Origin of the sequence: Peribacillus frigoritolerans (assembly GCF_040250305.1) — a bacterium.
Lineage (GTDB): Bacteria > Bacillota > Bacilli > Bacillales > DSM-1321 > Peribacillus.
Genome location: NZ_CP158190.1, coordinates 3,524,353 through 3,548,129 on the forward strand (window position 1 = coordinate 3,524,353; position 23,777 = coordinate 3,548,129).

At 40.3% G+C, this 23,777-nt stretch carries 22 protein-coding genes; 1 reads left to right on the top strand and 21 read right to left on the bottom strand.

Annotated features, from left to right (window positions below; translation table 11 throughout):
- Positions 1-3: 3 nt before the first annotated feature.
- The 13 genes from ABOA58_RS17215 to ABOA58_RS17275 all read right to left on the bottom strand — a co-directional run bounded on the left by ABOA58_RS17215 (position 4) and on the right by ABOA58_RS17275 (position 16,033).
- The gene (locus ABOA58_RS17215) at positions 4-834 is read right to left on the bottom strand and encodes a heptaprenyl diphosphate synthase component 1 (RefSeq protein ID WP_350299366.1); all 831 of its coding nucleotides are present in this window, start codon (positions 832-834) and stop codon (positions 4-6) included.
- 247 nt (positions 835-1,081) lie between these two features.
- Positions 1,082-1,330: a trp RNA-binding attenuation protein MtrB gene (gene mtrB / locus ABOA58_RS17220; protein WP_137016024.1), complete on the bottom strand. Its 249-nt coding sequence runs from the start codon at positions 1,328-1,330 to the stop codon at positions 1,082-1,084.
- Between the two features lie 20 nt (positions 1,331-1,350).
- Positions 1,351-1,917 carry a GTP cyclohydrolase I FolE gene (gene folE / locus ABOA58_RS17225; protein ID WP_063233209.1) on the bottom strand — a complete coding sequence of 189 codons (567 nt, stop codon included), beginning with the start codon at positions 1,915-1,917 and terminating at the stop codon, positions 1,351-1,353.
- Positions 1,918-2,216: 299 nt separating this feature from the next.
- Positions 2,217-2,489, bottom strand: coding sequence for an HU family DNA-binding protein (locus ABOA58_RS17230; protein WP_034308023.1), 273 nt, complete (start codon positions 2,487-2,489; stop codon positions 2,217-2,219).
- Between the two features lie 503 nt (positions 2,490-2,992).
- Positions 2,993-4,471, bottom strand: coding sequence for a stage IV sporulation protein A (gene spoIVA, locus ABOA58_RS17235; RefSeq protein WP_101222423.1), 1,479 nt, complete (start codon positions 4,469-4,471; stop codon positions 2,993-2,995).
- Between the two features lie 232 nt (positions 4,472-4,703).
- Positions 4,704-5,426 carry a hypothetical protein gene (locus ABOA58_RS17240; RefSeq protein ID WP_434547796.1) on the bottom strand — a complete coding sequence of 241 codons (723 nt, stop codon included), beginning with the start codon at positions 5,424-5,426 and terminating at the stop codon, positions 4,704-4,706.
- A gap of 16 nt (positions 5,427-5,442) precedes the next feature.
- Positions 5,443-5,640, bottom strand: a complete 198-nt coding sequence (locus ABOA58_RS17245; RefSeq protein ID WP_101222425.1) for a DUF2768 domain-containing protein — start codon at positions 5,638-5,640, stop codon at positions 5,443-5,445.
- 716 nt (positions 5,641-6,356) lie between these two features.
- Entirely contained in the window at positions 6,357-7,730 is a 1,374-nt protein-coding gene (locus ABOA58_RS17250) for a putrescine aminotransferase (RefSeq protein ID WP_350299368.1), read from the bottom strand.
- 304 nt (positions 7,731-8,034) lie between these two features.
- Positions 8,035-10,140 carry a sigma 54-interacting transcriptional regulator gene (locus ABOA58_RS17255; protein WP_350299369.1) on the bottom strand — a complete coding sequence of 702 codons (2,106 nt, stop codon included), beginning with the start codon at positions 10,138-10,140 and terminating at the stop codon, positions 8,035-8,037.
- 711 nt (positions 10,141-10,851) lie between these two features.
- Positions 10,852-12,189, bottom strand: coding sequence for an APC family permease (locus ABOA58_RS17260; protein ID WP_350299370.1), 1,338 nt, complete (start codon positions 12,187-12,189; stop codon positions 10,852-10,854).
- Between the two features lie 379 nt (positions 12,190-12,568).
- The gene (locus ABOA58_RS17265) at positions 12,569-13,621 is read right to left on the bottom strand and encodes an NAD(P)H-dependent glycerol-3-phosphate dehydrogenase (RefSeq protein WP_350299371.1); all 1,053 of its coding nucleotides are present in this window, start codon (positions 13,619-13,621) and stop codon (positions 12,569-12,571) included.
- Positions 13,622-13,637: 16 nt separating this feature from the next.
- Positions 13,638-14,948 carry a ribosome biogenesis GTPase Der gene (der, locus tag ABOA58_RS17270; protein WP_137016033.1) on the bottom strand — a complete coding sequence of 437 codons (1,311 nt, stop codon included), beginning with the start codon at positions 14,946-14,948 and terminating at the stop codon, positions 13,638-13,640.
- Between the two features lie 464 nt (positions 14,949-15,412).
- Positions 15,413-16,033: a YphA family membrane protein gene (locus tag ABOA58_RS17275; protein ID WP_350299372.1), complete on the bottom strand. Its 621-nt coding sequence runs from the start codon at positions 16,031-16,033 to the stop codon at positions 15,413-15,415.
- A 112-nt stretch (positions 16,034-16,145) separates the two neighbouring features.
- Here ABOA58_RS17275 and ABOA58_RS17280 point away from each other — a divergent pair, with 112 nt between their 5' ends.
- Entirely contained in the window at positions 16,146-16,277 is a 132-nt protein-coding gene (locus tag ABOA58_RS17280; RefSeq protein ID WP_101222431.1) for a YpzI family protein, read from the top strand.
- A gap of 66 nt (positions 16,278-16,343) precedes the next feature.
- Here ABOA58_RS17280 and fni read toward each other — a convergent pair whose 3' ends face one another.
- The 8 genes from fni to sleB all read right to left on the bottom strand — a co-directional run bounded on the left by fni (position 16,344) and on the right by sleB (position 23,669).
- Positions 16,344-17,390, bottom strand: coding sequence for a type 2 isopentenyl-diphosphate Delta-isomerase (gene fni, locus ABOA58_RS17285; protein WP_350299373.1), 1,047 nt, complete (start codon positions 17,388-17,390; stop codon positions 16,344-16,346).
- A gap of 19 nt (positions 17,391-17,409) precedes the next feature.
- A complete protein-coding gene (gene rpsA / locus ABOA58_RS17290) occupies positions 17,410-18,549 on the bottom strand; it encodes a 30S ribosomal protein S1 (RefSeq protein ID WP_350299374.1) in 1,140 nt (379 codons plus the stop codon).
- A 214-nt stretch (positions 18,550-18,763) separates the two neighbouring features.
- The gene (locus ABOA58_RS17295) at positions 18,764-19,351 is read right to left on the bottom strand and encodes a lysophospholipid acyltransferase family protein (protein ID WP_350299375.1); all 588 of its coding nucleotides are present in this window, start codon (positions 19,349-19,351) and stop codon (positions 18,764-18,766) included.
- Positions 19,348-20,022, bottom strand: coding sequence for a (d)CMP kinase (cmk, locus tag ABOA58_RS17300; RefSeq protein ID WP_350299376.1), 675 nt, complete (start codon positions 20,020-20,022; stop codon positions 19,348-19,350). Before cmk ends, ABOA58_RS17295 begins: the two co-directional genes overlap by 4 nt.
- 362 nt (positions 20,023-20,384) lie before the next feature.
- Positions 20,385-20,570: a YpfB family protein gene (locus ABOA58_RS17305; protein WP_133347608.1), complete on the bottom strand. Its 186-nt coding sequence runs from the start codon at positions 20,568-20,570 to the stop codon at positions 20,385-20,387.
- 66 nt (positions 20,571-20,636) lie between these two features.
- Positions 20,637-21,296, bottom strand: coding sequence for a flagellar brake protein (locus ABOA58_RS17310; protein ID WP_350299377.1), 660 nt, complete (start codon positions 21,294-21,296; stop codon positions 20,637-20,639).
- Between the two features lie 163 nt (positions 21,297-21,459).
- On the bottom strand, positions 21,460-22,815 hold the full coding sequence (ypeB, locus tag ABOA58_RS17315) for a germination protein YpeB (protein ID WP_350299378.1): 1,356 nt from the start codon (positions 22,813-22,815) through the stop codon (positions 21,460-21,462).
- 14 nt (positions 22,816-22,829) lie between these two features.
- Positions 22,830-23,669 (bottom strand): spore cortex-lytic enzyme, encoded by an 840-nt coding sequence (gene sleB, locus ABOA58_RS17320; RefSeq protein WP_350299379.1) that lies wholly within the window; start codon positions 23,667-23,669, stop codon positions 22,830-22,832.
- Positions 23,670-23,777 lie beyond the last annotated feature (108 nt).

Sequence of the window (23,777 nt, forward strand, 5' to 3'; positions counted from 1 at the left end):
GATTCACCCTTCTTTCACATATGAATTTGCTATACTCTCTGTTTGTTCCAAGATGGCCTTCACTCTTTCCAGAAGTTCATCATCCAACTTTGCCAGCTTCCGCATCGAGCACTGTACGGATTGCCTGGTATCCCTCAGGCACTTGTCGAATTGGGTGCGTACCTGTTCTTCTTTTTCCGAAATGGTAACTTCCCCGCCAATCGAGTCATCGAGAGGCATTTCCCTTAGGACATCAAAAACTATCGATTGCCCCGACTCCATATAACTGTTCTTCTCGGCATGCAACCGTTTTAAAAGCAGCAGATCTTCCGCTATTTCTATCCAGGCAGGCTCATTATAGTAATCCGCCAGTTTATGAATCAGCGAAGCCTCGATCGCTTTGATCGTCATTAAAAGCGTTGGGACATCATTAATGGACCCTTGTTGGTAAAGAATGATTTTATTGTCATTTATTTTTTTTATCGCGCTCGAAAGTATACGGATCATATCAACATTACCTACACTGGCAAGCACTTGATAATATAAGCCACTATAGTAATCACCGGCAAGCACTTGTAATTGACGATTTTTCAATACCTCGGGCAACTCGGTTCCTTCTCCTGAATTCGAGACGATTTCATGGGTATCCAGAGCTATTTGCACTAACATGGTTGAAATGATGTATTGATTTCGTTTTTCGCTTAAAACGTCCAAATCGTTAAACAATCCCCAAAGCAATATCAGTTTATCTTCGTCCAAGCTTGGCTTTTGTATATACTTCAATAAATATGGATGTTGAGCTTTCGTTTCTATTAATCGCTTTAATTGCCTTATGTCGTCCGTTATGTTTAACAATTGAGATCACCCTTGCATCCCCGAAAGATAATTTTTTTCATACATATTGGTTTCTGTCTGTGTAAAATACACATTATTATACCATAAAAACAATCAGATGAAATGGTCAACGTTTATAAAATGAAACTTCCAAAGGTAAGGAAACCATCGACTTTTGCTCTTCAAAAAATGGATGCGGGAAATTTACAGCTTGTTAAACGTGATATCAGATGATTGATTTACTAATTAACCAAGTATTGAGAAGCTATCATTTCTCAGGTGAATTCTTTTTGGAATCACTTTCTATCTCTCCGAATGGAGTATAGACTTTTGCATGGCCCCTGATTTTAATTGCCGAGGTATGTTCCGTGAATTGTGCGATCATCACCTCTCCTGAGTCTAGTTTTTCGGAGTGATGAAACTTGGTGTCCGTTCCCCTTGTCAACCCGATGACGTTCACACTATCCTCAATGGCTTTGATTACGACAAAATCATTCAAGATCTTTTTTTCATTCATTTTTTCCTGCCCCCATGTCCTTAGTCTTTAATGAATGCCAGCACTTCAGCTCTAGTACGATGATCCTTCGCAAACGTTCCCCTTACAGCTGAAGTCACTGTTTTAGATCCAGGTTTTTTTACACCTCGCATGGTCATGCACATATGTTCAGCCTCTACTACAACCATTACACCATGAGGCTCGAGCTTTTCCATTATCGAGTCAGCAACTGTGGAAGTGATGCGCTCTTGAAGTTGCGGACGCTTCGATACAGCCTCTACTGCCCGTGCCAATTTACTTAAGCCAGTCACTTTTCCGTTTTTCGGAATATATGCTACATGGGCTTTCCCATAAAAAGGGACTAAATGATGTTCACATACTGAGTAAAATGGAATATCCTTTACAAGTACGAGTTCTTCATGGTCCTCTCCAAAAACAGTATCGAAATATTCCTTTGGATCCTGATTAAGTCCAGAGAAAATTTCTTCATACATTCTGGCTACACGGCCAGGAGTATCCAGCAGTCCTTCCCTCGTTGGGTCTTCCCCTACAGCCTCAAGAAGCATTTTAACCGCTTCTTCCAATTTGGCATGATCAACATTAGCCATTTTTGTACCTCCTAAAAAATCAATAATATTATGTATTCAGATAAAAAATCCAAAGCGCGTTGCACCCGGATATCCATAATTGCAATTATTAAAGAAGACCCATACATTGAGCCCTTGAACGGCAGTTTCGCCGGAAGCTGTTTTTGGATGGGCATTTCCCTGTGACGGATTAACCATCTGCAGCGTTTCTAAAATATTCACTGTCTTTTATATTATCACAGATGGAAATTAAGAAGCAAAAAAAGGGCCGCGTTTTCACGCGGCCCTTTTCGGTTAAGCACCCGTATGTAATGGTAGAATTACTTCACTGCATCTTTCAGCGCTTTACCGGGTTTGAAAGCTGGCACTTTGCTAGCTGCAATTTCGATTTCGTCACCAGTTTGTGGGTTACGGCCTTTACGAGCCGCACGTTCACGAACTTCAAAGTTACCAAAACCAATCAATTGGACTTTATCACCGTTTTTTAGAGCTTCTAAGATTGTATCAAAAACAGCATCAACAGCTTTTGTAGCGTCTTTCTTAGAAATTTCAGTTGCTGTAACAACTTCATTAATTAATTCTGTTTTGTTCATGCCATTCACCTCCTCCCAAAAAGGAATCTTTATAAAAAATCATTATTACAACACTATAATAGTGATTTGATATTAGCTTTGGTCCAAAAATTTTCATTCCCTGGCAATCAAGGATTACCAAGCCGAATTAATTTCCAAATAATTCATCCGGAAATTTATAAATAGGTTGAAATCGCTGTTATAACGCGTTTTCTGTATGTAGATTATCACAAATCCTATTAGCTTAGCAAGGGAATTCAAAAAATAATGGGAATCTTTTCATTAATAATTGTATATATTATAAATTTTGTCTTTCGCTATTCATCATTTCCCTTTTTTATAGAAATTAAACTTATTATATTGCTGAAAATCGCTTAACCACAGGGTTTTTTCAAGATTATACTAAAAAACAGCAGATTATTTCAAATTTTAGCGTTCAAAATGAAAATTTTATTGTGATCCTGAGTATTTCGCATGCAAAAAGACCAATCCATAAATGGAGTTGGTCCAGCTTTTAAACGTTTTTATAAGATGATGGCAATCAATCCCCCACTGCCCTCATTAATAATCCTTTCCAGTGTTTCTTTCAATTTGTAGCGGGCATTGTCAGGCATCATCGCTAATTTCACCTGTATGCCTTCCCTTACATAGGAACTTAGGCTTCTGCCAAAAATATCTGAGTTCCAAATGGAAAGTGGATTGTCTTCGAAATCCTGCATCAGATACCGGACTAATTCTTCACTTTGTTTTTCAGTACCGATGATTGGCGAGAATTCTGATTCGACATCGACCTTGATCATATGGATGGAAGGAGCTACGGCTTTCAGCCTGACACCGAACCTGGCTCCCTGACGGATGATTTCCGGTTCATCAAGACTCATATCGTTAAGGGAAGGGGCTGCGACACCATATCCTGTTTGTTTGACCATTCTCAATGCATCGGCCACCTGATCATACTCTGCTTTGGCATACGCAAAGTCCTGCATTAAAGATAATAGATGATCCTTGCCCCGAATCTCCACACCGACAATTTCCTTCAGAATATCATCATAGAGTTCATCAGGGGCGTATAGGTCGATCTCTGCAACACCCTGCCCCATCTCAATGCCTGCAAGCGCTGCACGGTCAATGAACTCGAATTCATTGAAATGACCGACTACACGATCTACATCCCTCAGGCGTTTAATGTCCTTGACGGTCTCTTTAACCGCTTCCTGGTAACTTTCCCTTAACCAATGATCCTCGCGCAGAACCATTACCCAGCTCGGAAGATTTACATTGACCTCGAGAACTGGGAATTCGTACAGGGCCTCGCGGAGTACGCTGTAAACATCCGATTCCCGCATTCCTTCGACACTCATCGCCAATACAGGGATATCATACTTTTCCTGCAGGGATTCCTTCAGGGCTATCGTATTCGGGTGGTGAGGCTGAACGGAATTGACAATCATGATAAATGGCTTGCCAACCTCCTTCAATTCTTCGACAACCCTTTCCTCGGCCTCTAAATAATCACTTCGCGGAATTTCTCCTATCGACCCATCCGTCGTAACGACCACGCCTAATGTGGAATGATCCTGAATTACTTTGCGAGTACCGATCTCAGCCGCTTCATTGAACGGAATCGGCTCTTCATACCAAGGCGTGTGAATCATGCGGGGACCATTTTCATCTTCATACCCTTTAGCCCCAGGTATTGTATAACCGACACAATCAACTAAACGAATATTCACGTCGAGACCTTCAGCCACTTGAATCGATGCTGCCTGGTTCGGTACGAATTTGGGTTCCGTCGTCATGATCGTCTTTCCAGCAGCACTTTGAGGCAATTCATCCTGTGCCCTTGCGCGGTCCGCCTCTGACGGAATATTCGGAATGACGACTAGCTCCATGAATTTTTTAATAAATGTGGATTTCCCCGTCCTGACGGCACCGACCACCCCCAAATATATGTCGCCACCGGTCCGTTCAGCTATATCTTTAAAAATATCTACCTTTTCCAAGGTATCCCCTCCCGAATTAGAGTTTTGGGATTTCGTTTATCCATTTGCATTTATTTAGGACATTATATATCTATGATGTTGTCCTAAAAATTTATTCCAATTATTTCCCTGGTTCAATCCCTTCCTCCACCAGAAATTTTATATAAGGGTTGTTATTTTAAAAGTAAGATGAAATAAAGATAAAAGAAATAACCCTTCCCCTACAATATATTTTGCAGAAGAAGGGTTATGCCTATTTTGTAAGGAATATTGGTTTTTTTGTTTTTTCATCAATTGTATATGGCAAGGAATAGGCAGGGACGAACTCCGAACTCTGCACCAGCAGTTCCCGGATATCTTCACCTGGCTTCATTTCCCCCTCATGCTTCTTCAATGCCTCAATTAAATCCGGGGTATAATCAACAAAAATACTGCCTTGACCATCAACTACGAGATATAAGTCTTTTTGTGAAAATGGACTCGTGACCGTCGGAGCTTCCTTCAGGCCCATTTTTTCATAATCAAGCGTGAAGACATTATCGGATAACCTTTCCTTAAATGGCGGGTATCCGTTGCTTTGCTGATACGCAGTCAATCTCAAGGAAACATCCTGAATCTTCTGCGCCATCCTGACATCCAACAGCTTTACGGTCGGATCATTTTCAACATTAACGAGGATGTATTGAAAGACGCCTCCGGATTCAAATGCATTGTCCGGAGGTTCAGCCATATACCTCGGTGAAATCTTTGAAAATTTTATGACATATTTTTGATAAATCGGTGTACCTGCATCTTTTGTAACGATGGGCAGTATGCCCCCTTCATCTTTCTGAAATTGATCCACTGCACTTTGGACGGATTGTATTTGCTCTTTATAAGGCAATTGGTTTTGCATTTTTTGCTTCTCCGGATATAAGCAGCCAGATAATGATACAGAGATGCAAAATAAACATAATATTTTGAAAAAATTTCTCATCATTTCTCCTCACCTATCAAGTGGTTGGCCCGCTAAGAACAACGATAAGGATGATCAAGCCGGCCAGAATCATAAGTATGTATGCGATAATTGCTGTCAAGACTCTCCAAAAGCCTTTTAATTTATAGCGGCTTAAGTAGATTAGAAATATAGAGATAATCATAAAGCCCATTGCTATAAAGGATATCCACATTTTTTGCAGAGCTGGTGTCATATCTTCATCACTCCTTTTTCCAGAAATTATTATAACATACCAAATTACGTTAAAGGAATTAAATCCTTGTCCAATCTGTATAATTCCCGTTTTCATGACTCATTTTCATGAAAAAATATAAAACGAGAATTAAGTATTGTAAGTTATTAACATACCTCCTATCTCCAAGCAACAAAAAAACAGCCCAAAGGTTGTTTCAGTTTATAAACAAACTCGATAATAATTGAGTTTGTCGACAGTTTTTTAAGGTGTTTAAAATATGACCGTTGATTGGAACGTAGGGCACTCGCTTTCCGCGGGCGGTCCGGGAGCCTCCTCGGCGCTATTAGCGCCTGCGGGGTCTCCCTTGGACCCGCTTTCCCCGCAGGAGTCTCGTACACCCGCTCCAATCAACTTTGTTTTAACAGTAAGATAAGCTCCTTAATTAGAAGGATGAAAACTTGAGGTGATGAGGATACCTTTGATCAGCTTGAAATGTTTACTTTAGACCACCTGGTGCAACGAACCATTTGGTTAGTAAAATGGAGGCTGCCATTAATGTAAAGAAGATGGCCAACTGGACTTGACGAAGGGTAGAAATGGTCTAAATAATGACCTTGGAGAGTTCACTATTCTCTAAAACTGCTACAAATCAAAAAAAATCAAAAAGGTTTCGGAATGAGACCATTCCGAAACCTTTTTATCAAGCCCAAAGGCTGTTTTACTGCTTTTTTAAATTAAGATTGAAGCGTCGGTAAGACCTCTTTAAACGCTTTAATGACTGTATCGACTTCATCCAACTGAATAGTCAATGACGGCTCAATCCTGATTGTTTTGGAATTGATAAGCGTACCTGCCACCAAGATGCCTTTATCAAAGAGGGCTTTTGAGAATTCATAACCCACTTCATCTTTATGGAACTCAATGCCAATCATCAATCCTTGGCCGCGGATTTCCAAGACCTTATCTTTGTGTTCAGCAGCCACTTCCCTTAACCCATTTAAGAAGTATTCACCAACTTCTGCAGCACGCTGCGGTAAGTTTTCTTCCAAAAGTACGTCGATCGTAGCAATGGCCGCAGCACAAGCTAGTGGATTTCCACCAAATGTCGTAGTGTGCATGAATGGATTGTCGAACCAGCTTTTAAATACTTTCTCATTGGCTACGACAGCTCCTGCAGGCATTACTCCGCCGCCAAATGCTTTCGCTAAACAAATAATGTCCGGAACAACATCATATAGCTCAGAAGCGAACATTTTACCTGTCCGTCCCATTCCTGTTTGCACTTCATCCAAGATCAATAACGCATCATATTCGTCACACAATGCCCGAACCTGCTTTAAATAATCTTGCGGAGGAAGAATGACCCCTCCTTCACCTTGAATAGGCTCTAACAGCACAGCAGCAACATCTTCACCGACCAATGCACAACTTTCAAACGTTTTTCTCATCATATCCACATCACCGAATGGTACATGACGCACACCTGGTACCAACGGGATGAACGGTTTTCTGAACATGCCCTTTGCCGTTGCCGATAGGGAACCAAGGCTTTTCCCATGAAATGATTTTGTCGTGGAAATGATCGTGTATTTGTCACTGTACATTTTAGCCAGCTTAAGTGCAGCCTCCACGCTCTCGGTACCGCTGTTCGTAAAGAACGAGTATTTTAGATCTCCCGGCGTGATTTCGGCAAGGATCTTGGCAAGCATTGCACGTAATGGGTCAAGTAAGTCCTGGCTATGAAGGGCTTGTCTTTGTAACTGATCGGTTACTGCCTTTACTACTTTAGGGTTACGATGGCCAACATTATAAATACCAAACCCGCCTAAACAATCAATATATTTTTTTCCATTTACATCCGTAAAACAGGAATCTTGATCAGACCACTCCACCGAAGCGAATTGTGTGTCTTTAGTGACCGTCTTCCGATATTCCAAAAATCCAGGGTTTACATGGTTACGGAAATTCTCGACCGTTTCTTTTGTTACCCACTGCGCATCTTCTTTTGAAATTTCTTTTTGCTCGATTAATTGAAGCACTTTTTTAATATAATCTTGGGTTGCTGATTGGTTAGCTTGAGTGTTTTTACTTTCTACGTTAATTGACATTTTATAAGCTCCTTTTTTTTATAACTTTAGTGGATGGTTAACTGAGATTGCTTATTTTATAAAACTTTGATGCTTACCTCCCTTTTTTCTTATACTTACTAATCAAGCAAGAACCATGCCAAGTTAATTACCCAATAAAACCGCATTCTTTTTGATAAATTACGCTAAAATTATGCAAATTTGCATATCGATATTTCAATTTGCATAATCATCCTTGTAAATCATAAAAAAAAACTTCCCAAATGCTCTTATAAAATAAAAGCCGTTGACGAGTGATTTTTCATCACTCGGCAACGGCTTTTATTCAATATGCATTTTTTTCGATTTTCTTACTCTGTTCAGCTAACACTTTTTGATACTTCCTGCTCACTGACGATTGACTTATCCCGAGCGCTTTTGCCGCTTTGGTCGTGGTTTTATACTGTTTCATGGCAAGCATGATCAATTGCTCTTCGACATGATCCATTGCTTCCTGCAGCGGAAGGATTCTCGTAATGATGGGTTTCGATTGTTTAAAGTCACTGCCCACAGGTATGAACCTTTGAATGAAATCAGCATCGATCATCTCTTCATCTGCAGAAACAACCAATCTTTCAATCATGTTCTGCAATTCACGGATGTTCCCCGGCCATGTATAGACTTCCAGTATATTTAATGCATCGGGGGAAAAGTGGTAATTCCGCTGATACCTTTCATTCAGTTTTTGCAGGAAATGAAAGGCTAGCGGCGGTATATCCTCCGGCCTTTCCCTTAAAGGGGGCACATGTATGGGTATGACGTTTAATCTATAGAATAAATCTTCTCTGAACGTCCCCATCTCAACCATTTTTTCCAGACTCTTATTCGTGGCCGCAACAATTTGAACATCAATGGAAATGGGTGTAGTGCTGCCAATCGGAATCACTTCCTGTTCCTGGAGGACCCGCAGCAGCTTAACTTGCAGGTGTATGGGCATGTCACCCACTTCATCAAGGAATAAAACACCCTTATTGGCCTGCTGAAAGTATCCTACCTTCCCATTTTTATCCGCTCCTGTAAAGGAACCCTTCGTATAACCAAACAATTCACTTTCGAGGAGGTTTTCCGGAATCGCCCCGCAATTTATCTTAAGGAAAGGCTGCTTGGACCGCCTGCCCATTTTATGAATGGCTTCGGCTATCACTTCTTTACCTACTCCCGACTCCCCGTTGATCAATACAGTTGATGAGAAATGAGCGATTTTCTTGACTTGGCTGATGATCTGCTCCATTTTAGGACTTGCAAAAACCAACTCTTTATAAAATTGATCCTGTTTTTTGAATGAATCCAGTTCTTTCCTCATTTCATTTAATTCCGATTTCAATTGTGTCGTTTCCGTTATATCCCTTGATGCAATGACGATTCGATCTATATCCCCTTTTTCATTGAATACAGGGGTGCCGACGGAAAGGACTTTTTTATTCATTTTAGTATCTTGGACAATCGATACTTTCTTTTTTTGTTCAAGGACTAACCGGGTGACCGAAGGATTAAAAATCCCTTCATCTTCTAATTGCAAAAGATTCTTCCCGATATAATCTTTTAAATTCTTCCCCCAGAATCCTGAGATGATGCTGTCACTATAACGCAGCAGCTCTCCTTTTTGATTGACTACAAGTATTTCATCATAGATATTCGCTAAAATGGCATTCAAGTCTTTATTCGAGCTTTTAATCAATTCTATTTCCATGGCCATTTCCTCAACCATCGGTAAATCCTGAACGATGATGATCAGGCCTTCGACTTCTTTTTCATGGTTCAGAATCGGGCTATAGTCGACAAGCACACTCATGACATCAGTAATCTCCAACTGATTCAGAATACTGCTCCCGCTGGCAAACACGCTATGTATATGCTGCTTATTGAAGATGTCCGCAGCAGGTTCATTTAGAACTTGTTCAGAAGGCTTTTTTATCATCTTCAAGCCTGATTCATTGAAGTTCACGATATTTTTTTCTTTATCAGCTACAAAAATCCCCATAGGAATGGAGGTTAAAATAACATTTAGCAGGTCTAAATTTTGTTTGCTGTCCTGCTTGAATAATTCTGCTAACACATCTTCCCTTTTTACATAACCGGTAAGCAGGCCATCATCCGTTTTTATCAGCACGATAGGTTCACCGATAATTTGAAACAGAAGCGGCAAGGATATGTTAGGGGTTAATTTACAGACATTATCAATCGAAAAAGCATACTGTAAAAGCTGATCGACTGTCGTTATTTTTTCATTTAACGGGAGGTCATCCATGCGGATATACGCAAACACTTGATTTTCCTTCATAAGAAAGAAGAAAGGTTCCTGTATCTCATGAATTTTTTGGTCTGATAATGTAGGCTGATCAATTGTTATAGTTATGAATGGTCTTATTTTATCATCCGGAATAGATAACACAGTTTCACTCTCCTTTTGTAACCTAACCTATATTTTATCACAATTCTGAATTGCTAGATAAAAAATTACATGTACGATTACTCATATCCAGCATTTACCTTTATCCATTCCACAACAAAAGGGTCCTTTAACGGACCCTTTTGACCTAAAAACCTGCTATGCACCTTAGACTTATTTTATAAAGGACCGTTCACCTTTTCTTATTATTCCTGATCAGGATTGATAAAACGATGAATATGGCTATGAAAAAGCAGCCATAGTACAGAAGGCAGCCGGTTTCATCCCCATGATATCGATAACCGTCACAATAATCAGTAAATTCAGCACCCATGCAAAAGCCGGTACAAAAGGAAAAGCTGCTGAGAAGAAAAAATGCCGAAAACAAGAAATTGACCATTTAAATGGATAAAAAATCGATCTAAGAAAACCGGCATATGTATTGATAGAACTTTGCGCGTACGCATATACCTAACCTGCCGAAGGAATGACCTTTGCCATCTGTCCATAATATATGCTGTGAAAAGCATCATCATTAAAGCGAACAAGCAGGCCTCCGGAACCATTCCACGTGACATCTCTGCAGCAATTCCATAAGCGCTAAATCACTGTTGCTAATTCCATGACAAAAAACCGAATAGAAAGAGCGTTAAAGACCTTTTCATTTTCTCATCAGCCATATAACAGACTCCTTCGTTCATGAAGTGAGTAAATTCACTGTGCCTCTTCAAAACGGAATAGCGGGGGGGATTCCGTAAACCATTTTGTCCGATACAGAAGATAACCAATCCCAATTACCGCCCATACAATTCCTAGGATCAATGAACTCGTCTCGAGATTAAGCCAAAGGATGAAGACCGATGCAGCACCTAAAACCGGGGACAGAATAGTTGAAAGAAATCCTTTAATCGTTCTGAAGCTTTTGTTTCTTATTGAATGGACGATTACACAAATATTCACGAAAGTAAAAGCAATTAATGCTCCAAAGTTTATGAGGGAAGTGGCGGTAACCAAATCAAGGAATAAGGCAACCAATGATATGGACCCAACAAATATGACATTAAAAAATGGCGTGTTGTATTTTGGGTGGACAAACCCAAATAGTTTTTTCGGGATCATTTGGTCACGTCCCATGACATATAGCAACCTAGAAACACTAGCATGGGATGCAAGCCCGGAGGCAAGTGTACCACATAAAGTTCCTGCAAGAAAGAAGGCTTGAAATAACTTCCCGCCAACAAAAAGGGCAATTTCCGGAGAAGCTGCTTCTGGATCGCTAAAACGGGAAACATCCGGGAAAAATAACTGTGTAAAGAATGATGCCGTCACAAATAAAACCCCTCCGATAAGGGCGGTCAAAAAGATGGCCCGGGGAACCGTTTTAGCTGGATTCGGTGTTTCTTCCGATAAAGTAGTGACAGCGTCAAACCCCAAGAAAGAAAAACAAAGGATTGTAGCACCAGTTATGAGCGTCGACATTTCCATATGATGCCCGAAGAATGGCTGAACCGATAAGACCTCTCCAGTCCCTGCTCCACCCATGACCCCTTTAACGACAAGCGCCACAAATATAACAATCACCAACATTTGAAAAAAAACAAGGAAGCTATTAAAGTTGGCGGCAAAATTAACATTGAATAAGTTAATGCCTGTCATTAAAAGGACAAATGCCACCACCCATATCCACGGGTACACCTCCGGAAAAAGAGCTGTTAAGTATATTTTTGTTAATATGCCATTCACCATCGGTAAAAATAAATAATCAAGTAACGAAGACCACCCGACAAGGAAGCCTAAATGTGGATTGATCGTTTTTTGTGTGTAAGTATAGGATGAACCTGCCTGCGGATAAATTTTTACCATTTTCCCATAACTGGCGGCAGTAAACAACATCGCTAAAAGAGCAATGACATAAGCGGTTGGCACATGTCCCCCCGTTTTTTCGGAAACTATCCCAAATGTATCAAAAACAACCATCGGCGTCATATATCCAACACCAAGCAATACGATATGCCACAAGTTTAAAGACCTTTTCAGATTACCTGTTTGCATGTATCATTCCCCTTCCTTTTTTAGCGAGAAAAGTTAACCAACTTTTCTGGCCTCCCTTATAATTCTTTGGTCATATTACACCTCGCAATTTTCATACCAAAAAAAATAGTCGATTTATAACAAAAAACAAGGAAATATGTAGAATGCTTTATGCAAATTTGAATAACTTATTCAATTATTCATAAGAGAACAGGTAATTTTTTGCCCATAAAAAAAAGCAGAAGATATTAAATATCTTCTGCTCATTTGACTAAATCCCCCGTGCCGAGGTCAAATTACTAGTTTACTTTCGTTGCATTGTATGCTGATACACGGCAAGGCGCATCATCAAATGCCTAATTTAATGAAATTCTTTTATGAAAATCCTCAGATTCGGATTTCAATCCTGCTGTCTGCTATCCAAAATGTTATAAAGTTCTTCCATCTCATTCGTTTTTGAACGATTCATCAAGAGGTCAACTGCCTTTTTCACTTCTTCCCCATTGAATAAAACATCGTACAGGGCTTCAGTGATCGGCATGTTCACTTCGTACTTTTGAGCTAGTTGATAGGCGGCTTTAGTGGTTCTGACACCTTCAACGACCATACCCATGTTTTCCAAAACTTCTTCAAGCTTTTGCCCTTTTCCAAGCATATTTCCAGCTCTCCAATTACGGGAATGTACGCTTGTACAAGTGACGATCAAGTCGCCAATCCCAGCTAAACCTGAAAACGTAAGCGGGTTAGCCCCCATGGCCACCCCTAGACGGGATATTTCAGCCAATCCTCGTGTCATTAATGCAGCCTTGGCATTATCCCCATAGCCTAAACCATCCGTAATTCCGGCAGCCAATGCAATGATGTTCTTTAATGCCCCTCCGATTTCAACACCAATCAAGTCCGGATTTGTATACACACGGAAATTATTATTGATGAAGATGTCCTGAACCCTTTCGGCAGCCTTCATATTCTTTGAAGAAACGGCAACTGTTGTCGGGTGACGTAGACTGACTTCTTCAGCATGACTCGGTCCTGAAAGAACCACTATATCTTTAAGCCAATCCGCCGAAGAGACTTCCTCAATCATTTCCGATATACGAAGCAGGGAATCAGGTTCAATCCCCTTACTCACATGAACGATTGTCAATGGCTTATCATGAGCCTCTTTAATCTGACCAAGCACTTCCCGGTAAGCTTTGGTCGGCACAGCCAAAATTATTATTTCAATCCCGGCCAATGCTTCCTTAATCGAAGAATAACCTTTAATCCCCAAAGGCAATTCAATCCCAGGCAAGTATTTTTCATTCGTATGATTTTGATTTATTTCATTGATTTGATTCTGATTATGTCCCCACAATCTCACTTCATGCTGGTTATCAGCGATCACGAGCGCTAAAGCAGTTCCCCAGCTCCCTGCTCCGATAACTGCGATACTTTCTTTATCTTTCACCATGGTATAACCACCTTTACTATTTTCTCTGGCGTCCAAAAATTCGTATTGGTGTACCTTCAAAACCAAAGGCATCCCTAATTCTATTTTCTAAAAATCTCTCATATGAGAAATGCAATAACTCCGGATCGTTAACGAATACAACGAAAGTTGGCGGCTTGATCGCTACCTGAGTCGTATAATAAATTTTCAAACGGTTGCCATTATGTGTCGGTGTCGGATTCATCGCCACGGCGTCCATGACCACTTCATTCAATACATTTGTCTGAACCCGGATAGCATGATTCTCACTAGCCTGATCAATGACCGGTATTAAGGTATGTGTACGTTTTTTCGTTAAGGCAGAAAGATAAATGATTGGCGCATAATCCAAGAATAGGAAATGGGCACGGATTTTTTCTTCAAAATCCTTCATCGTTTTTTCATCTTTTTCGATGGCATCCCACTTATTGACGACGATGATGACCGCCCTACCCGCTTCATGGGCATATCCGGCAATTTTTTTATCCTGCTCACGAATACCTTCTTCAGCGTTCAGGACCACAAGAACAACGTCTGAACGTTCGATTGCCCTTAATGCACGAAGTACGCTATATTTTTCCGTGCTTTCATACACTTTACCTTTTTTCCTCATCCCTGCAGTATCAATAATGACATATTCTTTGCCATTGTACTTATACGGAGAGTCAATCGCGTCGCGAGTCGTACCTTCAATATCGCTTACAATGACACGTTCTTCACCTAACAATGCATTGACCAGAGATGATTTACCTACGTTCGGTCTTCCAATCAAACTGAATTTAATGACATCATCATCATAATCCTGTCCAGTGAATTTAGGGAAATGTTTGGCCGCTTCATCCAGAAGGTCACCAAGACCAAGCCCATGAGAACCGGAGATCGGGAATGGATCGCCAAAACCTAACGCATAGAAATCATAAATTTGATCCTTCATTTCTGGGTTATCAACTTTATTTACTGCAAGGACAACCGGCTTTCTCGATTTATAGAGAATCTTAGCGACTTCTTCATCAGCAGCCGTTACCCCTTCACGACCATTCGTCATAAAAATTATCACATCGGCTTCGTCGATGGCAATTTCAGCCTGCTGGCGAATTTGTTCCAGGAACGGCTCGTCACCGATATCAATTCCACCTGTATCAATAATGTTAAAATCATGTGTCAACCATTCACCAGAACTATAAATCCTGTCCCGGGTCACTCCAGGAACGTCTTCGACAATCGAAACCCGTTCTCCAACTATTCTATTAAAAATTGTCGATTTTCCCACGTTCGGACGACCGACTATCGCAATTACCGGTTTTGGCATTGCTATTCACCCTTTCTGCTACTATATCTCTGTCAAAGTCACGAAATTCATGAATGCATTTATACGGTTGCTTTGCATTATTGATTTTCATTATTTCCTTTTAAAGGAAAGAGCTGTATCCATCATCATTTAAAGGAATCTTTCATCAGTAAGAGAACTCGCAACTGATGTTCAGTTAAATGTATCAAGTATTCACGGACAGTTTGTCCACTTGACGCCCCAGTTCCTGAGGTGACGTGAAGCTGACCCCTCTGCATGCTCAAACTTGATTATAAACAGCCCAAAAAAATGAAGAAAGCTTCGGCATACGGCTTCCTTTTTAATTGTTTAGAGCATTTTACGATTATCTACAGACCCCTAACTATCCTATAGTAACAAATTTCTCGCCAATCAACAATGATTGTATGAATAAAAGCCTTCTAATTCCAGTTTGCACCATTTTGATATCTTTTTCACCATACTCTTCATTGATTAAAATTCTCTTTTCCTTGTTTTGATAAAAATCTCGATTGAGATATTGAATAAATGTATTGGCCAGCCAGTTCCAACATTCTCCACAGTATGTTTGCGCCCAAAACCAGCACTGCATTATCATGCCATGCGTAAGCAAGGGCCACATAAGGTAAAGAGTGGTAAGCAAGCAATCCAGAATATATGATATCTCCCATCATCATCCCAATTAAAAGGACGAACAATCGATGTTTCCAATTTTTAAAAAGTAATAGGATAAGATAATTCAGGAAAATACACAAAAGATAAGTCGGTTTCATGATGAGCCATATCGGATCAAGCAAAGAAAAAAGTTGAAAACTGGCATAACCGAGAGTGATAATAAGACTTCCGCTGATCAGTTCCATCATCTTGATGATGGATTTCTTCCTAATATACACACACAGTATAAAGAAAAGATACGGCCCGCTCAAATGCACGGAAACCAAGGGAGCATCCAGTTTATAACCAGCTAAAACCATAACGGCCAATAGATGAAATAAAAAATCAAAACGAAAGGGAACCGTTTTCGGAATAAAATACATGACAATGACCCAAACTATCCATGAAATCCAATAAAATATTATTCCATCCATGCAGCGCCCCCCCTTTTAGGAACATTATGGCTTGTTTATTCAAAGTATAAACGTATAGCACGGCATTTAATGAGGAAACCTTCCTCCTATCATTAGAAAAGGAGGTGTAAACATGGGAAAAGATCGGCAAGAGAAGAAATTGAAAGAAAGTAAACGGGTGGAGTCCGACAGGGACCAATCACTGGAGCATAAAGGGGCAACTAGAATGGAAAGCCCTGAAGAGGCCCGAAAAAGGAATAGTTAAGTCTATCCCTGAACAAAAAGAAGCATCTCAATCCGTTTCAATTGAGATGCTTCTTTTACTGGTCATTCATTTAGCATATGCCGAACAATCAATGCCTCTTTGAGATAACCAATGATAGGTATTGCCCTTGATGACTAATTTCGATTTCCTTAGCTCTGAGATATTACCGCACCCTAGTGCAGTCATGATGATCTTTAAATCTTCATGTATGTAATTTATTTCTTTAATCAGTTGTTCCAAGCCCAACTCTTTATAGAGCTTGAGGAAATGTCCGGCCAATCCGACACCTTTCGCTCCTAATGCCAGGCTTTTTGAAATTTCCAGAGGACTTTGAATGCCGCCTGATCCAATGACTGATAGCTGTGGTGAAACATTAACTGCCTCGACAATCGAAGCGGCTGTCGGTATGCCCCATTCGTTGAAATAACCGAGTATTTTTGCGCGTCTCTCATTCTCGATTTTAGCAAAATTCGTTCCGCCAAACCCGCCTACATCAATGATCGAAATACCAATAGAATGTAATTGCTGCACCGTTTCCATACTCATCCCAAATCCAACCTCTTTTACGATGATAGGGATTCCGATCGTTCTATTGATTTTTTCAATTCTCGAAAGGGTACCGGCAAAATCCTTGTCCCCTTCAGGCATCGTCAATTCTTGAATTACATTGATATGAATCTGAAGGGCATTTGCCCCGATCATATCGCTGGCCCGCTTAGCCTGTTCGACTGTTGCTTCGCCACCGAGATTACCAATCAACACACCATTAGGATTTTCCTGCCTTACAACTTTAAAAGAAGCCTGCTGGCTAGAATCCTTGATGGCTGCCATTTGAGATCCGACCGCCATGGCGATTCCTGTTTCCCGAGCAGCAATGGCTAGGTCACCATTCAATTTTTCGGTTTCAGGGCCTCCGCCTCCGGTCATGGCATTTATGAAAATTGGCGAACTTAATTCAAGTCCGCCAACTTCTGCTGTGAGGTTCACATTATTCAAGGAAATACCTGGTAAGCTTTGGTGAATAAACGAAATATCTTCTAGTCCGGTTTTATGCTGCTGCCCTGTCTTTAGCGCAAATTCTATATGATCTAATTTTCGTTGTTTTCTCTCCAAGGCCATCACCATTATTATCTTATTTTAGTTTTTTCAATTGATCACCGATCATTTCACCTAGCTGAAAGCCCTTCGATTCTTCAGGGATCTCATAATCCGATGTATTGTAATTGGCTTGAGGTTCTTCAAGTTCCTTAATGCTCAATGATAGACGTTGATCCGTTTCATTGACTTCCAGCACCTTCACTTCGACAGACTGACCTTCTTTAAGCACTTCTTGCGGTGTGGCAATATGCTTGTGGGAAATCTGGGAAATATGAACAAGCCCTTCCACCCCTGGAAAAATCTCCACAAATGCACCGAAAGAAACAAGTCGTTTGACGATACCTTCCAGTGTAGAGCCTTTGGCCGCTTTTTCTGCAATGCCTGCCCACGGTCCCGGAAGGGTATCTTTAATGGAAAGAGAGATCCTTTCATTATCACGATCGATGGATAGTACTTTAACTTGCACTTTATCCCCTTCGGAAACGACATCGGATGCCTTTTCGACATGCTGATGGGAAAGCTGGGAAATGTGGACAAGACCGTCTACGCCCCCAATATCCACGAATGCACCAAAATCGGTAATCCTTTGGACCACGCCCTCAAGCACTTGCCCGCTTTCAATCTTATCCAAAACGTTTGCTTTTTGCTTTTCCTTTTGTTCTTGGACGACTGCCCGATGTGAGAGGATTAAGCGATTCTTGTCTTTCTCAAGCTCAACGATCTTGAATGTTAAAGTTTTGTTTTTGTAATCAGAAAAATCTTCAACGAAATAGTCTTCTACTAGAGAAGCCGGAACAAAACCACGTACGCCTAGATCTACAACAAGCCCGCCTTTGACGACATCTTTAACTTCAGCCTCAAACACGTCTCCATTTTCAAATTTCAATTCCAGGTCATCCCATGCTTTAAGAGCGTCAATTTTACGTTTTGATAGAATGAGAGCTTCTTCTTCGACCTTAATGACTTCCAGCTCCAATGCATCACCTTCCGAAACGGCATCTGACGCCTTTTCGACATGAAGGCTTGAAAGCTCACTTATTGGTATGATTCCATCAGTCTTGCTGTTTTCCACATCGACAATGACCTGTTTTTCTTCTACCTTTGAAACGGTTGCTTTAACTTGATCCCCAACTTTGTAATTGTTCACTTCTACCTGGTTCATATCTTCTGTCATTACTAACTCCTCCTTAACCCATGACTGATCAGCAAATTTCCTCTTCATCGGCCACATATTTTATTTAAAGTGGTTCAATAAAAACACTTTCCCAATAAAGATAAAAACAGTTTTTTTAGAGTAATAGGGTTATATTCCTTTTTATCGGCAATAAGGAATAATACCCTTATTTTATAAATTCTAACAAAATCAGAAAATTGTCAAGTATGAAGGACTATTTATGCTCGGAAATCAATTTCCCAATTTGGTCCATGATGATTTTGGTAGCCTCATCGGCTGATATTTTCTGTTCGCGATATTGAGTAAAATTTATTGGAGGACCGTAAACGACCTTCAACGGGCGCAAAAATTTATATGGGCCGATGATTGCACACGGTATGATAACGGCATCAGACCGCAAAGCGAAAAATCCAGCACCCGCCAAACCTTCTCCCAATTCACCAGTCTTGCTTCTGGTTCCTTCGGGAAACAGACCGATCGCCTTGCCCTCCTTCAAAAGCTTTAAACCTTTTCTCAGGGATTCCCGATCGCTATTGCCCCGCTTCACGGGAAATGCATTTACTCTGGGTAATATACCCTTTAAAACAGGTGCTTGAAACAACTCTTCTTTCGCCATGAAATGAATATCCCTTGGAGATGTCATTCCAACTATGGGCGGATCCAAATTATCAATGTGATTGGCACAGATCAATACTCCGCCCTCTTTAGGGATATGTTCCTTTCCGAGCGCTTTAACCCTAAACGAAGGCGTTAAAACGCCTTTTACGATGTTCTTGGCAAATGTGTAAAAATCCAATGTCATCTTTTCCTCTCTTCTATTAAAGACATGATACTTTCTGCAACTTCCTGAATCGATAATGAAGTCGTATCGATTTCGATAGCATCCGCAGCCTTTTTCAGTGGCGATACCTCGCGTTCCGAGTCCAGCTTGTCCCTTGTTGCAATTTCCTCCCTTAACTTTTCGATATCTGAAGGAAAACCTTTCAATATATTTTCCTGATGCCTCCGCTGTGCCCTTTCATCCACAGATGCGATAAGAAATACCTTTACTTCGGCGTTGGGTAAAACATGCGTACCAATATCCCTGCCATCCATGACGACACCGCCATTTTCAGCAAAGATTTGCTGCCTGCGAACCAATTCTTCCCGGATGCTTCGGTGCTTTGCCACTTCCGAAACGGAACCAGTCACTTCATTATTCCTGATTTGGGCTGTCACGTCCTCATTATCCAAGAACACCAACTGTCCATTTTCACTTGGTCTTAATTCGATTTCCGTATTGATGAGAACTTCTGATAATGCTGGTTCATCATCAAGAAGAATCTTTTGGTTAAGGGCCTTATAGGTAAGGGCCCTATACATTGCACCTGTATCCACATATATGTAATTGAACTTTTCTGCAACAATTTTAGCAACCGTGCTTTTTCCAGCAGCAGCTGGTCCATCGATTGCGACTGATAATTTTTTTTCCATAAATCCTCCCAAGAATCATACAATCATGCTGATTATTTAGTACCCTTTCATTTTATCACAACTAGCGGGAAAATCATTAATAAAAGGGATGTGAGGTTCAAAATCACCTTTGTTCTTTTTTATCATTATAGCTATCAATAGTTATCCCTTTTTGAAAATCTTCATACAAAAAAGCGGATCACCGCTTCAGACTGTAGACAATTCATAGAAAAACGAGTTTGCCTGCAGTATTTTCATTAAATTCTTCAATCTAGGTAGGGTTTTTTCCATATAAAAAGGAAAATATATTTTACATTTAAATCACGGTTCGGAGGAGCATTCCTAATTTCATTTTGTCGACAAAATGAAATTAATCACCGCTTTTACTTATCGGTCCCATTGAATGTTTCAATGATTTTCGTATAATTATTGCTGGTGACACCTTCATACCTCGAGAGCTTGGTCAAATCAAAGATTTGATCCTCCCTGCTCAAAAGGAACTGGAAAAAAAATAAGCAGGCCAATTGAATGATGATCACTTTAATTAATAGTCTTTCAAATGTTTTCATAAGCCGCACCCTCCATCTGTTTATATTAGCAGTATGGATGGAATCGCTGTTTTTCATTCAATCATGTTAAACATGCAAACCTTTTTTCTTTAATTCGACCTGCTTTTCAAATATAAATCTCAATAATGTCTGTACATCATTTTTTGTAGGTTCAAGAAATTGAACGTGCAGCAGCATATTTCCATGCTCTTTTTCCGTTACGCGAATGACTTTGCTTTTTAACCTTAAATAATGAATCTCACCTGATTTAAGCGTGAGCGCCATCCAGAGGTATAAGTGGGAAACCGATTGTATATCAGTACCTTTTAAAAGCCTTATGGAAGCTCCGCCTGCACTTATATCCTCTGTTAATGCGCGAAAAGGGGGAAACTCGGAATGTTCTGGATGAACGGCTGTATCCAGGGTTACATCCAGGCGCACGTATTGCCTCCGTTGGATTTTCACAAACGTTTCTGCTTCGGGCAGCAATATTTGCATCATTGGTATCCTGCCTTTCACTTTTCCAAGCACTTCAGAATCAAATACATAAACAGCCTGCTCTTCATTGGAAAATGTGACGTTCAACTGTGTCCCATCCATAAGGAATGCAGTTTTACCAGTCTCTAAATTGATGGGAAAGTCGGTATAGACACAACCCTGTCCCATTTCGACAACCATACAATTGAACTTTTCCTTCTGTGATGAGTATTTCGGTTCGAGCATTAATATATCACCAATTTTAAACATCGTTATCCACGTCCTTTTGACAGAAAGGAAACTACATAATATTACCCATTAATTTCCCCATATTATCCAATAATCATTTACGTTATTATGTCATGAAATAAGAAAAAGGGAAAGTGACTAAGCACATTTCCCTACAACTAATGATTCACGATAACAGTTAACATTAAATTAAATTCTCGTATATCGGTTCGGAATTCTTTAATTTTTCCACCTTTTCTTCTTGACCGGTATCTGCATTAATGAAAATACGGTAGGTATCATCTTTAATCGTACCGAGAAATTCATAACATAGAACTTCTTCACCAATATCATTGGTGATTAACGCCTTTCCTTCTTCCATTATTTTTACATTACTGTTGATTTTGTCCTTAGCTTCTTTCTCGGATATGTTCGGATCCGCTAATTCCCTGGTTTTATGTGATTTTAAATACTCGTCGGCTGAAAATCCTATAATGGATCCATCATCCAATGCGACTTTAACCTTGACTGAATCCGGATAAATCTTGACGCCATTTTCTGATGTCACGAAATTCAATAATGCGATATTATCGTACTGAGCACTTTCAAATAATTCAAGTGAACTGAAATCATGTTCCTTTAAAAATTCTTCGGCTTTTGTATAGGCTTGATTCAAATCAATATTTGTTTTGTTCACGTCCCTATTATTGATATACCAAATAGGGTAACCGCCTTTTTTTGTCAAATCCATATTCAATTCGGTATTGGAATCTTTATCGAGAATGCTCACACTATAAAATCCAAAATCGGAACCTTTTCCGTTTTCCTCCACATTCACCTGCAAATTTTTGCTTTTTGAGTGTGCATAGTTTTTTGCTGTCGCAATGGCTTCTTTTTTTGTTATGGTTTCACCTTGCAAATTTTTAAAGTTTTCATCCCTCTGTTGTGCAGATGTAAAAGTCGGATTCATCTCATTCGTTTCGCCGTACCCAGATACTTTTTTCTCCACCGTCTTTAATCCGTCGATGATCGTGTTATCCGAATTTTCTTTCCCTGATGCAAGAGCCATTTCGACATCCATCCATCTTAAATTGTTTTTCAGGACTAGATACTGCACTTTTCTTAACTCGCCCTGGATGTCCCCAGCCTGTGTGTACAAGGATTGTAGAGTCGCATATTCCTTATCATTCAATGGTTCTTTTTCAAGGTCACGTACCGCTGTTTTATAACTGAAGTCTGCAATTTTCGATAAAAATTCTTCTGTCTTATTAAAAGGAAGCAAGGTCAATGGCAACTGCCCGACATCACTTTGGGCTTCGGAAGTGATACGCCAAACATCCGTTAAAGCCGGACTTAATGAATAACGTGAATTCATGGCCAAAGTACTGCCGACCTTATCATGCAATAAATCCACTTGATAGCTTAAATCATGAAAGGCTCGCTGATACGTATTTTCCGCGTTGATTAATACAGCATTTTTTTCCTTATGTTCTTGATAGCCCCAGAATGCAGTTCCCGCAACAACTACAACAAGCAGGGCAATCACTATATTCCTGATCATTTTCCTTCACCTCTTTACTTACAAAAGATATGTTTTCCGATTCTTTTAATTTGTTCCCTTGACCAGATCCATTTGCTTGTTGCCGTATCGGGGTTAAAATAATATTCTGCATTACCGCTTGGATCCCATCCATTGATAGCATCCACCACGGCTTCTTTCGCCCTTTCGTTCGGTGTCAGCCAAATCTGTCCATCCGCAACAGCCGTAAAGGCCCCAGGTTCAAAAATCACTCCTGAAATGGTATTAGGAAAAGCAGCACTTTCCACTCTATTCAGTATTACTGCCGCAACGGCAACCTGACCTGTATATGGCTCCCCTCGTGCTTCTCCATAAACGGCATTGGCCATCAGCTGTATATCGTTTTGAGAATATCCTCCTGGAAGATTGGCTGATGTCGTTGGTTTGGAAGGAGCTTTTCCGGAAGCGGCCCCTCCAGACGTAGTGCCATTTCCTTTCGCTTTTACCTGTTTTTCAATGGGGACTCCTCCATAATAGGTGAACTCGTTCCCTTTATTGATCTGCTCATGAACCCATGCTTTATTGAAATTAGACGCATTCGTCAACTTCTGTTTTGTTGTAGTCCCTGCCAAACCATCTATTGGAAGCCCGAAATCTTGTTGAAAATTTCGAAGTGCCCAATAAGTGCCCCATCCATAGGCTCCATCAATCTTTCCATTATAGTAACCGATGTTTTGTAGGCGTGCCTGCAGTTCAATTACATCGTCTCCAACCGCACCTTTTTGAATGATTTGGCTCGAAAAGGCATTTGTTCTTGTTTCCGGGTAAATTCCGAAACAAATAGTAATACACGAAAACAGCAAAAGCCATTTCCATTTTGACGAAATTCCTTTCATCAAAAACACTCCTCTTTTTCTTGAATTAATGTAATTCTATTTTCTTCTTTACTGGCTTTTTTATTCCAAACATCAAAAAAACGGAGCGGGCAAAATATGCCAGCACTC

Bases quoted from the DNA above. Each gene is read 5' to 3' on its own strand.
- ABOA58_RS17260 (WP_350299370.1), bottom strand. From the start codon at position 12,189: ATGCAAACAGGTAATCTGAAAAGGTCTTTAAACTTGTGGCATATCGTA.
- ABOA58_RS17310 (WP_350299377.1), bottom strand. From the start codon at position 21,296: ATGTTTAAAATTGGTGATATATTAATGCTCGAACCGAAATACTCATCA.
- cmk (WP_350299376.1), bottom strand. From the start codon at position 20,022: ATGGAAAAAAAATTATCAGTCGCAATCGATGGACCAGCTGCTGCTGGA.
- ABOA58_RS17250 (WP_350299368.1), bottom strand. From the start codon at position 7,730: ATGTCAATTAACGTAGAAAGTAAAAACACTCAAGCTAACCAATCAGCA.
- rpsA (WP_350299374.1), bottom strand. From the start codon at position 18,549: ATGACAGAAGATATGAACCAGGTAGAAGTGAACAATTACAAAGTTGGG.
- ABOA58_RS17230 (WP_034308023.1), bottom strand. From the start codon at position 2,489: ATGAACAAAACAGAATTAATTAATGAAGTTGTTACAGCAACTGAAATT.
- ABOA58_RS17295 (WP_350299375.1), bottom strand. From the start codon at position 19,351: ATGACATTGGATTTTTACACATTTGCCAAGAACATCGTAAAAGGCGTT.
- mtrB (WP_137016024.1), bottom strand. From the start codon at position 1,330: ATGAATGAAAAAAAGATCTTGAATGATTTTGTCGTAATCAAAGCCATT.
- folE (WP_063233209.1), bottom strand. From the start codon at position 1,917: ATGGCTAATGTTGATCATGCCAAATTGGAAGAAGCGGTTAAAATGCTT.
- ABOA58_RS17305 (WP_133347608.1), bottom strand. From the start codon at position 20,570: ATGAAAACATTTGAAAGACTATTAATTAAAGTGATCATCATTCAATTG.
- ABOA58_RS17275 (WP_350299372.1), bottom strand. From the start codon at position 16,033: ATGGATGGAATAATATTTTATTGGATTTCATGGATAGTTTGGGTCATT.
- ypeB (WP_350299378.1), bottom strand. From the start codon at position 22,815: ATGATCAGGAATATAGTGATTGCCCTGCTTGTTGTAGTTGTTGCGGGA.
- ABOA58_RS17240 (WP_434547796.1), bottom strand. From the start codon at position 5,426: ATGAGAAATTTTTTCAAAATATTATGTTTATTTTGCATCTCTGTATCA.
- ABOA58_RS17265 (WP_350299371.1), bottom strand. From the start codon at position 13,621: ATGGTGAAAGATAAAGAAAGTATCGCAGTTATCGGAGCAGGGAGCTGG.
- ABOA58_RS17245 (WP_101222425.1), bottom strand. From the start codon at position 5,640: ATGACACCAGCTCTGCAAAAAATGTGGATATCCTTTATAGCAATGGGC.
- sleB (WP_350299379.1), bottom strand. From the start codon at position 23,669: ATGAAAGGAATTTCGTCAAAATGGAAATGGCTTTTGCTGTTTTCGTGT.
- der (WP_137016033.1), bottom strand. From the start codon at position 14,948: ATGCCAAAACCGGTAATTGCGATAGTCGGTCGTCCGAACGTGGGAAAA.
- ABOA58_RS17280 (WP_101222431.1), top strand. From the start codon at position 16,146: ATGGGAAAAGATCGGCAAGAGAAGAAATTGAAAGAAAGTAAACGGGTG.